Raw genomic sequence first — 12,164 nt, 5'->3', positions numbered from 1 at the left:
GCGAACCAATTGGTTCGCTTTTTTGTTTATCATCTATTTTATTTTTCTATTTTTATAAAAAACTAAATTAACATTATGAAAAAATTAATAGCTATTTTGGGTTTATTTGCAATTATTTCGTGCAACGAAGACGAAATTATCATTCCCGTAGAAGATTCACCTACTGTTAATGGAATATATACATATACTAATACTAGTCCTTTTACAGATTACAAGTATTATAAAGGGCCAGACGGAGAAAATCATCCCTCAGAAGCCTTAAATTTTCTAAAAACACATTGGCCTACATATAATGAAAGTCCATACAAAAGTATTGAATTGAAAAAAGATTCTGTAATTATTACAAGTATTGATGATGAAGTTGAACGACTAAAAAGTGCATATAAAAACGACTTATTAATTGTAAATTATGATACATTAGAATTTGTTTTCGGTAAAGTTGATAAAAAAACTAACACATTCCATGTCTACAGAAATTACTTTGCTTTTAATATCATTTCTAAAACGAATGGATCTTCAGCTAATGTAGAAGGTGATTTTTTTGGATTGTGGTCTGATGCAGATTTTTTTCCAAGTCTTGTTAATTCTCCAAAAGATTTTACTCATAAAGATGAATTTTTATTTTGGGGAAATATATCTCATAATTTTAAGAAAAAATAAAGAATTTAATATATTAAAAAAGGTGAACATCATTTAATTAAAATGATATTCACCTTTTTATATTATCACTTCTCTAAAAAAGTTTCAAACGCTTTTTCGAATTCTTCTAATGTGATTAAATGTGTCATTTCAGCATCGAAAATTTGTTCGATATTCCCGTTTTGTTTTTGAAGATTTTCTACAAATTCAATCTGAAATTTTGGTTCGATCACATCATCTTTTAAACCTGTAAAAATTAAATTAGATTTTGTTGGAACTCCTCTTAATAATTGTTCTGGCAAAAATGGTTTTAAACGTTCTACCGCAATTACAGCAGGATTAAACATCAAAACTGGAACATTTAATAATAATCCCAAATAATAACTTATCATTCCGCCTAAACTTGTTCCTGCAATAAATTCGATTGGTTCTTTTGTAAAATGTTCTACCAAATCTTGAATCAAAGTTGGTGCATTATCGTAATCAATTGATGGTGCGTAACATTCTCCCAAAGAGTCTAAATATTCTCTCTTTTCATCTGTTACAAAACCTTGGTAGCCGTGTAAGTATGCAAATTTCATTTGTTTAAAATTTTATTTTTTTATTAATTTTTGTTGAATCAAAGGAAATTCATCTTCAATTCTTTTGTTGTCTTGGATATTATCATAATCATTATCACCGTATTCAAGTCCAACATTAATAAAACTAATTAGTATTGCTTTTTCATCATTTGTTAAATTATTTATAGTTTTTAAAAACTCATCTTCTCCAATCATATAAATAATTTGCGTTAATACATAACCTAAATCATAAGCACTTTCTCCTTCGACAGTATTAGATAACACTATAAAATCTCTAAAAGCATCTGATTCCATTCTAAAAGCTGAGTCAATAATTCCTTTTAACTTCCAAGACATTAAATCAGATCTATTGTTAATTGAATACGGAATTACTACTTTTCTATATTCTTTAACAGTACAACTTATTGTAAAAATAAGAATGCTTATAAATGTTATAGCTATATTCTTAATCATAAATTACAATTAAAAAGTAAAAGTACTAAAAAACCCTTTCCGAAAATTTCAGAAAGGGTTAAAAGTTATATAAAAAAATCTTTTTAGTTTACTGATTCAGTTTCCTCTACAGATTCTTCTTTTTGCGTATTTGGTAATTCTCCTTTGAATAAGAACGAAATGATTTCTTTATTCACTGTATCCAACATTCTTTGGAAAATATGGAAAGATTCTTGTTTGTAAACAACCAACGGATCTTTTTGCTCATAAACCGCATTTTGAGACGTTTTACGTAAATCATCAACATCACGTAAATGTTCTTTCCAGTTATCATCAATCAAACTTAATACAACTGATTTTTCGAAATCTTTGATTAAAGTTTTACCTTGAGATTCGTATGCTTCTTTCAAATCACAAACAACTGTCATTTGACGAATTCCGTCTGTAAATGGCACTTGAATACGAGAGAACATATGTCCTTGATTTTCGAAAACATTCGAAATTACTGGGAAAGCTGTTTCTGCAACATATTTCATACGCGCTTTGTAATCTGCTACAGCAGCGTCATACGTAATATTTGTTAAATCTTTGATTGATTTAGATCTAAATTCATCTTCTGTAACAGGAGTTCCCATTGTAAAGAATTTAATTAAATCTAATTCATATTGACCAAAATCTTCGAAATCTTTGTTAGATTTTACAACAGAAGCTGCAACATCATAAATCATGTTTGCAATATCAACTTCCAAGCGATCTCCGAATAATGCATTGTGACGACGTTTGTAAATTACTTCACGTTGTTTGTTCATTACATCATCATACTCTAACAAACGTTTACGAATACCGAAGTTGTTTTCCTCCACTTTTTTCTGCGCACGCTCGATAGATTTTGTAATCATAGAATGTTCAATCACATCACCATCTTTGTGTCCCATACGGTCCATTAATTTTGCAATTCTTTCTGAACCGAATAAACGCATTAATGAATCTTCTAATGAAACGAAAAATTGAGATGATCCTGGATCTCCTTGACGACCAGCACGACCACGTAACTGACGGTCTACACGACGAGAATCGTGACGTTCTGTACCAATAATTGCTAAACCTCCAGACTCTTTAACTTCTTGGATTAATTTAATATCGGTACCACGACCAGCCATATTCGTTGCAATTGTTACAGCTCCTGGTTTACCAGCTTCTGTTACAATGTCAGCCTCGCTTTTGTGTAATTTCGCATTTAAAACATTGTGATTAATTCCACGTAATTTTAAAGCTTTTGATAATAATTCAGAAATCTCAACATTAGTTGTACCAACTAAAACTGGACGTTTGTCATCTTGAGATAAACGAACAATTTCCTCGATTACTGCTTTATATTTTTCACGATTTGTTTTGAAAACAATATCATTTTTGTCATTACGTAAAATTGGACGGTTTGTTGGAATAGAAACAACATCTAATTTGTAAATTTCCCAGAACTCACCTGCCTCAGTTTCCGCTGTACCAGTCATACCTCCTAACTTATTGTACATACGGAAATAGTTTTGTAATGTAATTGTTGCAAACGTTTGTGTCGCAGCTTCAATTTTTACATTCTCTTTCGCTTCAATTGCTTGGTGCAATCCATCAGAATAACGACGACCATCCATAATACGACCTGTCGATTCGTCAACGATTTTCACTTCACCTTCCACCACTACATACTCGATATCTTTTTCGAATAATGTATATGCTTTTAACAATTGGCTTAATGTATGAATACGCTCAGATTTGATTGAGAAGTCACGGAAAAATTCTTCTTTCATTTGAAGAATTTCTTCTTTCGTTTTTCCTGAATTTTCAATCGCTCCAATATTTGTCGAAACATCTGGTAAAATGAAGAAATTCTCATCTTCCATTCCTTTAGACAAATACTCGATTCCTTTATCTGTTAAATCTGATTGATTTTGTTTTTCATCAATTACAAAGTATAAATGCTCATCAACTTTTGGCATTTCACGGTTATTATCCTGAATAAAATGCGCTTCTGTTTTTTGTAATTGAGCACGAATACCATCTTGAGATAAGAATTTGATTAATGGTTTGTATTTTGGTAAACCACGGTAAACTTGGTATAATTTGAAACCACCTTCTTTTAAATCTCCTTGTTTGAATAATGTTTTTGCTTCGTTTAATGTTTTTCCTAACATCTCACGTTGCATTTGATATAAACGATCAATTTTTGGTCTTAATACATCAAATTCGTGACGATCTCCTTGTGGAACTGGACCAGAAATAATCAATGGTGTACGAGCATCATCAATTAAAACTGAATCGACCTCATCGACAATCGCAAAATTTAATTCACGTTGTACCAAAGCATCTGGAGTGTTTGCCATATTGTCACGTAAATAATCGAAACCAAATTCGTTATTTGTTCCATAAACAATATCAGATGCATACGCATCACGACGTCCTGGAGAGTTTGGTTGGTGATTATCGATACAATCTACTGATAAACCATGGAAAGAGAAAATAGGACGCATCCACGCCATATCTCGTTTTGCCAAGTAATCATTCACCGTTACTAAGTGAACTCCACGACCTGTTAATGCATTTAAGTAAATTGGTAAAGTTGCAACCAACGTTTTACCTTCCCCTGTTTGCATCTCCGCAATACGACCTAAGTGTAAAGCCGTACCACCAATAAACTGAACATCGTAATGAGACATATCCCATGTTACTTGACGACCAGCTGCATCCCAAGAGTTTTTCCAGATTGCAGTGTTATCATCTTTAAGAGAAACGAAATCGTGTCCACGATTTACCAAAACTTTATCAAACTCAGAAGCTGTCACTTCTAATATTTCGTTTTCAGTAAAACGTTTCCCTGTTTCTCGCATTACTGCGAAAGCTTCTGGTAAGATTTCTAATAAAATCTTCTCCTCTATTTCGTAAGCTTCTTTATTGATTTTGTCGATTTTAGCGTATAAATCTTCTTTTACACCAAAATCTTCTGTTTCCTCAACTTGTTTTTTTAACTCTTCAATTTGAGCTTTAAGATCTTTTGTAGCTTCAACTAATTGAGTTTTAAATCCATCTGTTTTTTCTCTTAATTCATCAATTGTTAATGAACTAAGCTTTTGACCAGCTTCATTCGCTAAGTCAACATATTTTCGTAATTCTTTTACATCTTTGGCATTCTTATCACCTAAGAAACCTTGTAAAATTTTGTTTAAAATATTCATATTTTTCTGCGTTCTTCGTCAAAATTAGCCACAATATATTTGAGACTAATTAAGATGCAAATATACGTTAACTATGTTAGTTATAGATTATAGAATCGAAAAAAGCCCCAATTTGGGCTTTTTTATTTTTAATATTCGTCCTCGTTCCAAAGGAAATCGTCATCCGTTGGATAGTCAGCCCAAATTTCTTCAATGCTTTCGTAAGAATCTCCCTCATCCTCAATAGATTGTAAGTTTTCTACAACTTCCAAAGGTGCACCAGTACGAATTGCGTAATCAATTAATTCATCTTTTGTTGCTGGCCAAGGTGCATCACTTAAATAAGATGCTAATTCTAAAGTCCAATACATAGCTTATATTTTTTATTATTAGTAGAGACAATTAAACTCTAATTTATTTTCTAAAATTTGATTTTTTGCAAATCAAATAATCTGCCAAAGTCAAACTGTCAGTATTTATGTTAAAATTAAATTTTTTCGTTCTCTATATTTATTTAATTTTATGCCTAAATATAACGAAAATGGACACGAATATAACAAAATTATTTGCAATAAAATATCCAATTATTCAAGGTGGTATGATTTGGAATAGTGGTTGGCGATTAGCGTCAGCTGTAAGTAATGCTGGAGGACTAGGTTTAATAGGTGCTGGAAGCATGTATCCTGATGTTTTGCGCGAACATGTAAAGAAGTGTAAAGCTGCTACAAATCATCCTTTTGGCGTTAATGTTCCAATGCTTTATCCAAATATTGAAGAAATTATGCAGATTATTGTGGAGGAAGATGTAAAAGTTGTTTTTACTTCTGCTGGAAATCCAAAAACGTGGACAGAAACTTTAAAAAAAGAAGGAATAACTGTTGCTCATGTTGTCAGTAGTGCCAAATTTGCACAAAAATCGCAAGATGCAGGTGTCGATGCTGTCGTGGCAGAAGGTTTTGAAGCTGGCGGACATAATGGCAGAGAAGAAACGACTACACTTTGTCTTATTCCAAATGTAAAACGTCAAATCGATATTCCATTAATTGCTGCTGGAGGAATTGGAACAGGTTCTCAAATTTTGGCAGCATTTGCTTTAGGTGCAGATGGTGTACAAATTGGTTCTCGTTTTGCCGCAACGCAAGAATCGTCTGCGAATCAAGCTTTCAAAGATGTGATTGTAAATGCACAAGAAGGTGACACACAACTTACATTGAAAGAATTGGCACCTGTTCGATTAATTAAAAACGAATTTTATACTCAAGTTCAAGAAAAATATCAACAAGGTACAACCGCAGAAGAATTGAAAGAGCTTTTGGGTAGAGGACGTTCTAAAAAAGGAATGTTTGAAGGTGATTTGGTGAATGGAGAATTAGAAATTGGTCAAGTTTCGTCATTAATAGATTCTATTCCGACAGTTGCAGAAGTTTTTGACGACTTATTAGTAGATTATCAAGTTGCAAAAGACAAATTAATTCGATTATAATCATCACAATTTCATATTTTTACAAGGATGCTTTTGCATCCTTTTTTAATTAGCATAAATGATGAAACAACTTTTAAATATTTTATTATTCTCTTTTTCGATTCTTAGTTTTAGTCAACAATCTAATCAAGAAAAGTCAGAAAATGGAGCGACCATAAAATGGCAGAAATATGAAATTAACAATAATAAATGGGGCGAACACAAAATAAAAAAAGGTGTTTATTCGCAAACAATTTTCGCAACTGACACAGCAGCTGGTTGGAAATGGCAAACGCCTGGCAAGAAATATGGCGTGGTGGGTTATCCTGAAATTTGGTTTGGAGAAAGTGCTTGGTTTAATTTAACTGACATCAAAACTGATAATTATTTCAAGAATATAAATGAGGTAAAAACATTTGAAGTTGACTATAAAACGAAGTTAGAGGTTAATGACAAAAAATATAATTTAGCTTTTGATTTTTGGTTACACAATTCGCCAAAAGTCGCTCTACAAACCATCGGAATTGAAGTAATGATTTGGGAAGATTACAATAAATTCAAGCCATTTGGCAAAAAAGTAGGAAATGTAATAACCACATTTGGACAATATGATATTTACAGAGGTCATATTATTAAAAAAGATTTGAATACAAGCTGGGATTATATTGCTTTTGTGCGAAAAGAAAAACGAACTTCGGGAAAAGTAAATGTGATGGAGTTGATAAATGAGATGAATAAACGAGATTATATTGGACAAAACGTCTATTTATCTTCGTTTGAATTTGGAACTGAAATTTTAAATTCTACGGGAAATATTTTGGTTGAACAATATGAATTAAAAATAGAATAAAAAAAGCTGTCAAAATTTGACAGCTTTTCGTTTTATAATCTTCCTTGTTCTTTTAATTTCCAATAACGCATTAGTCCATTAACAGACATCCAGCATGGATTGGCATATTCATACACCTGAATTTGATCTTCTGTCAAACCTAAATCTTTATAATTTTTTGTGACATAATCGACAAAAACAGGCACAATTTCTTCGTTCGGAATTTGATCATCATACATTGGTTTGATATAATTTGACCAATCATCCAACGATTTTTCTAATTGATCAAAATGATTTTCTAAATCTTCGTGATAACCATAATGCGTCGGATAAATTCCTTTTGCATTAATTTTTCTCAATTTAGCAATCGATTCTTTCCACAATTCAATATTAATATCTGGCGGCGGACAAGGCGGCACAACAGGTCCGTTTTCAATCTTCACTCCTGCTACATCACCTGTAAAAATAACATCATCTAACACATAAGCATTGTGATGAACAGCATGTCCAGGCGTATAAACAGTCTGAAAAACCGCATCACCAAACTCCACACTTTGTCCATCTGCCAAACCAACCAAATATTCTTCGTCAATTGGTTTCATTTCTCCCCACAAACGATCCATATCATCGCCATAAATCATTTTTGCTGATTCCCACAATTTTTCAGGATTTTTCAGATGTGGTAAACCAATCGGATTTAAGAAAATTGTTGCGCCATGTTCTGTAAATTTCCACGCAGCACCAGCGTGATCAAAATGAATATGTGTAATTAAGATATTTTCGATATCGATTACTCGCCAACCTAACGCTTCAATTCCCGCTTTCAAATTTTCAAAAGTTGAATATGGCCCTGGATCAACCAAGATTGGTCCTTGTTCAGTTTCGATTAAATAAGATGCGATTGCTTCGTTTTCATTCTGAAAATTAAGATCGATTGTATGTATTTTTGGCATGTTATAATATTTCTTCTATGGTATAATTGATTCCATTAAATTCTAATTTATCTCCAGCTCGTTTTCCAACTAAAGCATCAAAAATAGGCGCTTGTGTACTAATTCCAACAAACTTTTTATTTTCCCATTCAAAATCTTTGAAAGATAAACCAATTACAAAATTCACTTTATCTGTAAACACAACATTTCCTTCTGTAATTTCGTCAACCAATTCAGGTTTTAACGCTTTAAAATTTTCTAAATCTTCAGTTGCTTGATTGATACGAACTCGTAAACTTCTCGCTGCATCTGTCGACTGACTTTGTTGTGCAAAATCATCTAACTCTAAACTTGATTCTTCGTCTAAATCTGCTCCTTCAGCATAAATTCGTTCAGATTCTTTTAACGCATCAATTTCATTTTGTTTCAATTGAATTAAATGTTGAATAACATCTTTTCTAATATGTTTTTTATTCATTTTTGTAGTTTTATGTTAGTATAAACTTACAAAAAATAAAAAACTCCTAAAAGTATTTTCAGGAGTTTTATCGTTTAATTAAGATATTCGGTAATGTAATCTTCTAATTCAAATTTTGTCATGGCTTGATCATGGAAAACCTTTTTCTCGCCTTTATTATAAATGATTGTTACAGGAATATTTCCTGCCCATTTCGGATCAAATGACGGAATCCATTCATTCATTCGTTTGGTATCATCCAACAAAACAACTTCTGCATTTGTCTTATTGTCAAGCATAAATTTCTTTACTTTATCGATAATTTTTGGTCGATCTAACGAAACCAACAACATCTTGAAATTAGGATTGTCTTTATATTTTTCATTAATTTCCATAAACGCTGGAATCTCCTCTACACAAGGCGCGCACCATGTTGCCCAAAAATTAACCACCACAACTTGATCTTTATAATTTGCTATTTTTTCGTGTAAAGCTTCATATTTTACCGTTTCTACAGATTGTGCATTTACAGTAGAAAAAGCCAAAATTCCCATTAAACCTAGGAAAGAAAATAGTTTCATATTTATTTTTTAAAAATATTTATTCAAATGTAATAGAACAAGAATCAATCCAAGCTATTTTTCTCTAAATTTTGTTGAATAGAATATTAAACCGATTTTTGTAAAAAAATAATCAATTTGTTTTCAAAAGAAGATGCTTATCGCATAAAAAAGGATTTTTGGATTTCGTATGGAACGTATATGAAATTGCAAATGAATGCCGAAGGAACGCGTATTAATTGGATAAATTACAAAACGGATGTAAAAGGTGTTTATTTTAGAACGGATGTCGAGCGTAAATTTGCAGAGGTTTCGATTGAAATTTCGCATCCAGATCCGTCCGTTCAACTGATGATTTATGAACAGTTTGAGGAATATGAAAATGTTTTGGAAAGTTATCTTGGCGAAAAATGGATTTGGACAAAAGAAGATTATGATGAAGATGGAAAAATGATTTCGACGATAAAAATGCGTTTAGAAAACATTAGTATTTTTAGAGAAACTGATTGGTCGCAGATTATTCCGTTCCTAAAAGATCGAATGATTAATTTGGATGAATTTTGGTGCGATCACAAAGATAGTTTTGAAATTTTCAAAGAATTATAAAGCAAAAGAAGCTCAATATAGAGCTTCTTTTTTATTTCAGTTTAAGCAATTTCGCAGGTAAAATTCTCGATTTCTAATAATTCATTCGTTTCTTCCAAAACTTCATTTCGTTGTTCTTTGGATAAGTTTAATGAATCTAAAAACTTATTATTTTGTTGTAAATCTTTCACCAAAATACATTCTTTCGATAAAAGAACTTTTTCTTGCTCTGGCGTCAAAGTCGTTAAACATGTAATTGGATATAAAGCTGCATTATCAACCAAATATTTGATACTATTTGTTTCTGGATAATCCCAAGAAATCAATCCAATTCCATAATAATTTGCAAAATCTATGCTATCCGTCGTTAAATACGCATTCGTTACCAAGAAACCTTTTGTTGGTTTCATATCTCGTCCAAAAAAATGATACGTATGGCTTTCTACATCTTTCATTCGCGATAAAAAATACATCGGCGTTGTCACCGAAATTTTGGCATCCTCATCATTTCTAAATTTACATTCGCAGAAAAGCAATTGATCTCCCTTAGAAGCCACCACATCTATTTCGTGCGTCACTGCATTTCCTTGTACAATTTCCGAATGCAACGATTGATATCCTGCTGCTTGCATCACTCTTCCAATCCATTTTTCGAAATAATATCCTTCTGGCCCCAAATCTCTTAAAGCTCTTTTCAAGCTATAACGCGCCGCATACGAATTTCTATAATTTTTGAGATGAGCAAAAGCTATACGATACAATTCTCTGGTCGGAATTCCGTCGTAAAGATCTTTCGAAACTAATTCGAAAACTTCTTCAACTTCCTCTTTTTTTGCACCAGATTTCGTTAACGAACGTTTTAAAGCTTTTGGATCATATGGGATTAACTCGCCCGAGTTTTTCTTTACTAACATATTTTAAGGTTGAATTTTATTCTTAACGAATTTAAATAATTCTGATTAAAATACCTCAAAAGTTTAAATTCTAAATAAAGGTTATCTTTGCAAAAGTTTTAAAATCAATACATGAAATTAGATACATTTTTACAAGAAAGAAGTGGTAACCAATGCGAATTGACGGGAGTTACAGAAAATTTGGCTATTTATGAAGTAAATCCTGATGCGAGTAGCAATCCTGATCGAAATGTCTACATTACACAAAAATGTATCAACCAAATTGAAAAGAAAGAGGAATTAGATGCTTCGTTTTGGGAATCATTTTTACTTTCTTCTATGTGGAGCGAAGTTCCTGCCGTACAAGTGCTTTCTTGGCGAATGCTAAATCGTTTTAGAAACGAATCTTGGGCTGCTGATGCTTTGGATATGATGTATTTAGATGACAAAAATATGGAGTGGGCAAAAGCTTCTGGCGATCACGAAGGTGACGGAAGTGTGGATTTGCACAAAGATAGCAACGGAAATATTTTGGTGAATGGAGATACGGTAACATTGATTAAAGACTTGGATGTAAAAGGTTCTTCTATCAATGCAAAAATTGGAACTGCTGTACGAAATATTCGTTTAGTTCATGATAATACCGAACAAATTGAAGGAAAAGTTGACGGACAATTAATCGTTATTTTAACGAAGTTCGTGAAGAAACAAGCATAAAAAAATCCACTCAGTTGAGTGGATTTTTTGTTTTTTATCTAATTCTTTTATAAATTTCAACTCCTTTAGCAGTCTCTATTTTCAATACATTATTATGGATATTAAACTTTCCTTTAAGAATAATTTCAGGAGTTTGATTTTCCTCTTGTATTCCTTTTAAATAAATTGAATCTTTTTCAAAATCATACATTCCTGAATTAATTGGTTTAAATGTAGAATTATTCACTTTTTGAAATGTATTTGCAGATTCAAAATAAATTCTTTCATTATTTTCTACATTTTCCCAAGCTCCAAAAAACTGATTTTGGCTTAAAAATTTATCTTTTAACGTTATAATCAAAACAAAGAATCCAATAAAAACTAGAGGTATATAAATAAATTTCAGTTTACTTATTTTATTGATTTTAGTCGTTCTTTCTTCTTCAAACAAAGGAGGAGTTTTTATAAAATATTTAATCAATTCCTTATAATCTGACAGAAAAACAAATAACGCCATTATCGTTAAAACGACTGCCATTCCTTTTGCTCCATCAATATCATAAGCAAAATCCATCAACAAAATATTAATCATAAAGGTTAAGAAAATAATGATTCCAATTCTTGTTGTTTGCCTAAAAAATAAAAGCAAAGAACTGATAATTTGGGTTGAGGCGATGATTAAACCATACCAATATGAATAACCATAATAAAACCACGTAAGCTCAAATCCTGAAAGATTTCCTATTGGTTTGTCATAGACGCTTGGTTGCGATATAAATTGAGTTTCAAAAATTTTTGCAAAAGCGTAAGAAATAATCATGGTTGCTAAAAAATAGCGACAAAATGTATAAGTAAAATAGTGAATCTTTTTCCTATTGATCATGTAAAAATA

Annotated in this window: 14 protein-coding genes; 5 read left to right on the top strand and 9 right to left on the bottom strand. The window is 31.6% G+C overall.

Translation table 11 applies throughout. The features are described from left to right. The first annotated feature begins 75 nt into the window (after positions 1 to 75). Positions 76 to 660: a hypothetical protein gene (locus N5D90_RS04330; RefSeq protein WP_038332172.1), complete on the top strand. Its 585-nt coding sequence runs from the start codon at positions 76 to 78 to the stop codon at positions 658 to 660. Positions 661 to 725: 65 nt separating this feature from the next. Here N5D90_RS04330 and N5D90_RS04325 read toward each other — a convergent pair whose 3' ends face one another. The 4 genes from N5D90_RS04325 to N5D90_RS04310 form a co-directional block, all read right to left on the bottom strand. Further along, positions 726 to 1,220: a YqiA/YcfP family alpha/beta fold hydrolase gene (locus tag N5D90_RS04325; protein WP_280061688.1), complete on the bottom strand. Its 495-nt coding sequence runs from the start codon at positions 1,218 to 1,220 to the stop codon at positions 726 to 728. 12 nt (positions 1,221 to 1,232) lie between these two features. Then, on the bottom strand, positions 1,233 to 1,673 hold the full coding sequence (locus N5D90_RS04320) for a hypothetical protein (protein WP_280061687.1): 441 nt from the start codon (positions 1,671 to 1,673) through the stop codon (positions 1,233 to 1,235). A gap of 83 nt (positions 1,674 to 1,756) precedes the next feature. Then, a complete protein-coding gene (gene secA, locus N5D90_RS04315) occupies positions 1,757 to 4,879 on the bottom strand; it encodes a preprotein translocase subunit SecA (protein WP_280061686.1) in 3,123 nt (1,040 codons plus the stop codon). A 128-nt stretch (positions 4,880 to 5,007) separates the two neighbouring features. Then, positions 5,008 to 5,229, bottom strand: a complete 222-nt coding sequence (locus tag N5D90_RS04310; RefSeq protein ID WP_019976296.1) for a DUF2795 domain-containing protein — start codon at positions 5,227 to 5,229, stop codon at positions 5,008 to 5,010. Positions 5,230 to 5,399: 170 nt separating this feature from the next. Between N5D90_RS04310 and N5D90_RS04305 the strand changes: the two genes are divergently transcribed. Next, complete coding sequence (locus N5D90_RS04305) at positions 5,400 to 6,341, top strand: nitronate monooxygenase family protein (protein WP_114999721.1); 942 nt, start codon at positions 5,400 to 5,402, stop codon at positions 6,339 to 6,341. 61 nt (positions 6,342 to 6,402) lie between these two features. Continuing rightward, positions 6,403 to 7,170 (top strand): GH12 family glycosyl hydrolase domain-containing protein, encoded by a 768-nt coding sequence (locus tag N5D90_RS04300; protein WP_181816286.1) that lies wholly within the window; start codon positions 6,403 to 6,405, stop codon positions 7,168 to 7,170. Between the two features lie 32 nt (positions 7,171 to 7,202). Here N5D90_RS04300 and N5D90_RS04295 read toward each other — a convergent pair whose 3' ends face one another. The 3 genes from N5D90_RS04295 to N5D90_RS04285 form a co-directional block, all read right to left on the bottom strand. Then, complete coding sequence (locus N5D90_RS04295) at positions 7,203 to 8,102, bottom strand: MBL fold metallo-hydrolase (protein ID WP_114999717.1); 900 nt, start codon at positions 8,100 to 8,102, stop codon at positions 7,203 to 7,205. 1 nt (position 8,103) lies between these two features. Then, positions 8,104 to 8,559, bottom strand: a complete 456-nt coding sequence (locus N5D90_RS04290) for a hypothetical protein (RefSeq protein WP_038332187.1) — start codon at positions 8,557 to 8,559, stop codon at positions 8,104 to 8,106. Positions 8,560 to 8,633: 74 nt separating this feature from the next. Beyond that, the gene (locus N5D90_RS04285) at positions 8,634 to 9,119 is read right to left on the bottom strand and encodes a TlpA disulfide reductase family protein (RefSeq protein WP_280061685.1); all 486 of its coding nucleotides are present in this window, start codon (positions 9,117 to 9,119) and stop codon (positions 8,634 to 8,636) included. A 117-nt stretch (positions 9,120 to 9,236) separates the two neighbouring features. Here N5D90_RS04285 and N5D90_RS04280 point away from each other — a divergent pair, with 117 nt between their 5' ends. Beyond that, positions 9,237 to 9,704, top strand: a complete 468-nt coding sequence (locus N5D90_RS04280; RefSeq protein WP_280061684.1) for a DUF4268 domain-containing protein — start codon at positions 9,237 to 9,239, stop codon at positions 9,702 to 9,704. Between the two features lie 41 nt (positions 9,705 to 9,745). On the opposite strand, the gene N5D90_RS04275 is transcribed toward N5D90_RS04280, so the two are convergent. Continuing rightward, positions 9,746 to 10,597, bottom strand: coding sequence for an ATP cone domain-containing protein (locus tag N5D90_RS04275; RefSeq protein WP_280061683.1), 852 nt, complete (start codon positions 10,595 to 10,597; stop codon positions 9,746 to 9,748). Between the two features lie 111 nt (positions 10,598 to 10,708). Here N5D90_RS04275 and N5D90_RS04270 point away from each other — a divergent pair, with 111 nt between their 5' ends. Further along, on the top strand, positions 10,709 to 11,293 hold the full coding sequence (locus tag N5D90_RS04270; protein ID WP_280061682.1) for an alkylphosphonate utilization protein: 585 nt from the start codon (positions 10,709 to 10,711) through the stop codon (positions 11,291 to 11,293). A 34-nt stretch (positions 11,294 to 11,327) separates the two neighbouring features. On the opposite strand, the gene N5D90_RS04265 is transcribed toward N5D90_RS04270, so the two are convergent. Beyond that, positions 11,328 to 12,092 carry a hypothetical protein gene (locus N5D90_RS04265; RefSeq protein WP_280061681.1) on the bottom strand — a complete coding sequence of 255 codons (765 nt, stop codon included), beginning with the start codon at positions 12,090 to 12,092 and terminating at the stop codon, positions 11,328 to 11,330. Positions 12,093 to 12,164: the final 72 nt, after the last annotated feature.

Origin of the sequence: Empedobacter sp. GD03797, assembly GCF_029842105.1 — a bacterium.
Lineage (GTDB): Bacteria > Bacteroidota > Bacteroidia > Flavobacteriales > Weeksellaceae > Empedobacter > Empedobacter falsenii_C.
The sequence above is the reverse complement of the archived record's forward strand: the minus strand, read 5'-3'. Positions and strand labels throughout refer to the sequence as shown.

Excerpts from the sequence above, each read along its gene's own strand:
- secA (WP_280061686.1), bottom strand. The coding sequence starts at position 4,879 with ATGAATATTTTAAACAAAATTTTACAAGGTTTCTTAGGTGATAAGAAT.
- N5D90_RS04325 (WP_280061688.1), bottom strand. The coding sequence starts at position 1,220 with ATGAAATTTGCATACTTACACGGCTACCAAGGTTTTGTAACAGATGAA.
- N5D90_RS04300 (WP_181816286.1), top strand. The coding sequence starts at position 6,403 with ATGAAACAACTTTTAAATATTTTATTATTCTCTTTTTCGATTCTTAGT.
- N5D90_RS04290 (WP_038332187.1), bottom strand. The coding sequence starts at position 8,559 with ATGAATAAAAAACATATTAGAAAAGATGTTATTCAACATTTAATTCAA.
- N5D90_RS04310 (WP_019976296.1), bottom strand. The coding sequence starts at position 5,229 with ATGTATTGGACTTTAGAATTAGCATCTTATTTAAGTGATGCACCTTGG.
- N5D90_RS04270 (WP_280061682.1), top strand. The coding sequence starts at position 10,709 with ATGAAATTAGATACATTTTTACAAGAAAGAAGTGGTAACCAATGCGAA.
- N5D90_RS04285 (WP_280061685.1), bottom strand. The coding sequence starts at position 9,119 with ATGAAACTATTTTCTTTCCTAGGTTTAATGGGAATTTTGGCTTTTTCT.
- N5D90_RS04320 (WP_280061687.1), bottom strand. The coding sequence starts at position 1,673 with ATGATTAAGAATATAGCTATAACATTTATAAGCATTCTTATTTTTACA.
- N5D90_RS04295 (WP_114999717.1), bottom strand. The coding sequence starts at position 8,102 with ATGCCAAAAATACATACAATCGATCTTAATTTTCAGAATGAAAACGAA.
- N5D90_RS04275 (WP_280061683.1), bottom strand. The coding sequence starts at position 10,597 with ATGTTAGTAAAGAAAAACTCGGGCGAGTTAATCCCATATGATCCAAAA.
- N5D90_RS04330 (WP_038332172.1), top strand. The coding sequence starts at position 76 with ATGAAAAAATTAATAGCTATTTTGGGTTTATTTGCAATTATTTCGTGC.
- N5D90_RS04265 (WP_280061681.1), bottom strand. The coding sequence starts at position 12,092 with ATGATTATTTCTTACGCTTTTGCAAAAATTTTTGAAACTCAATTTATA.
- N5D90_RS04305 (WP_114999721.1), top strand. The coding sequence starts at position 5,400 with ATGGACACGAATATAACAAAATTATTTGCAATAAAATATCCAATTATT.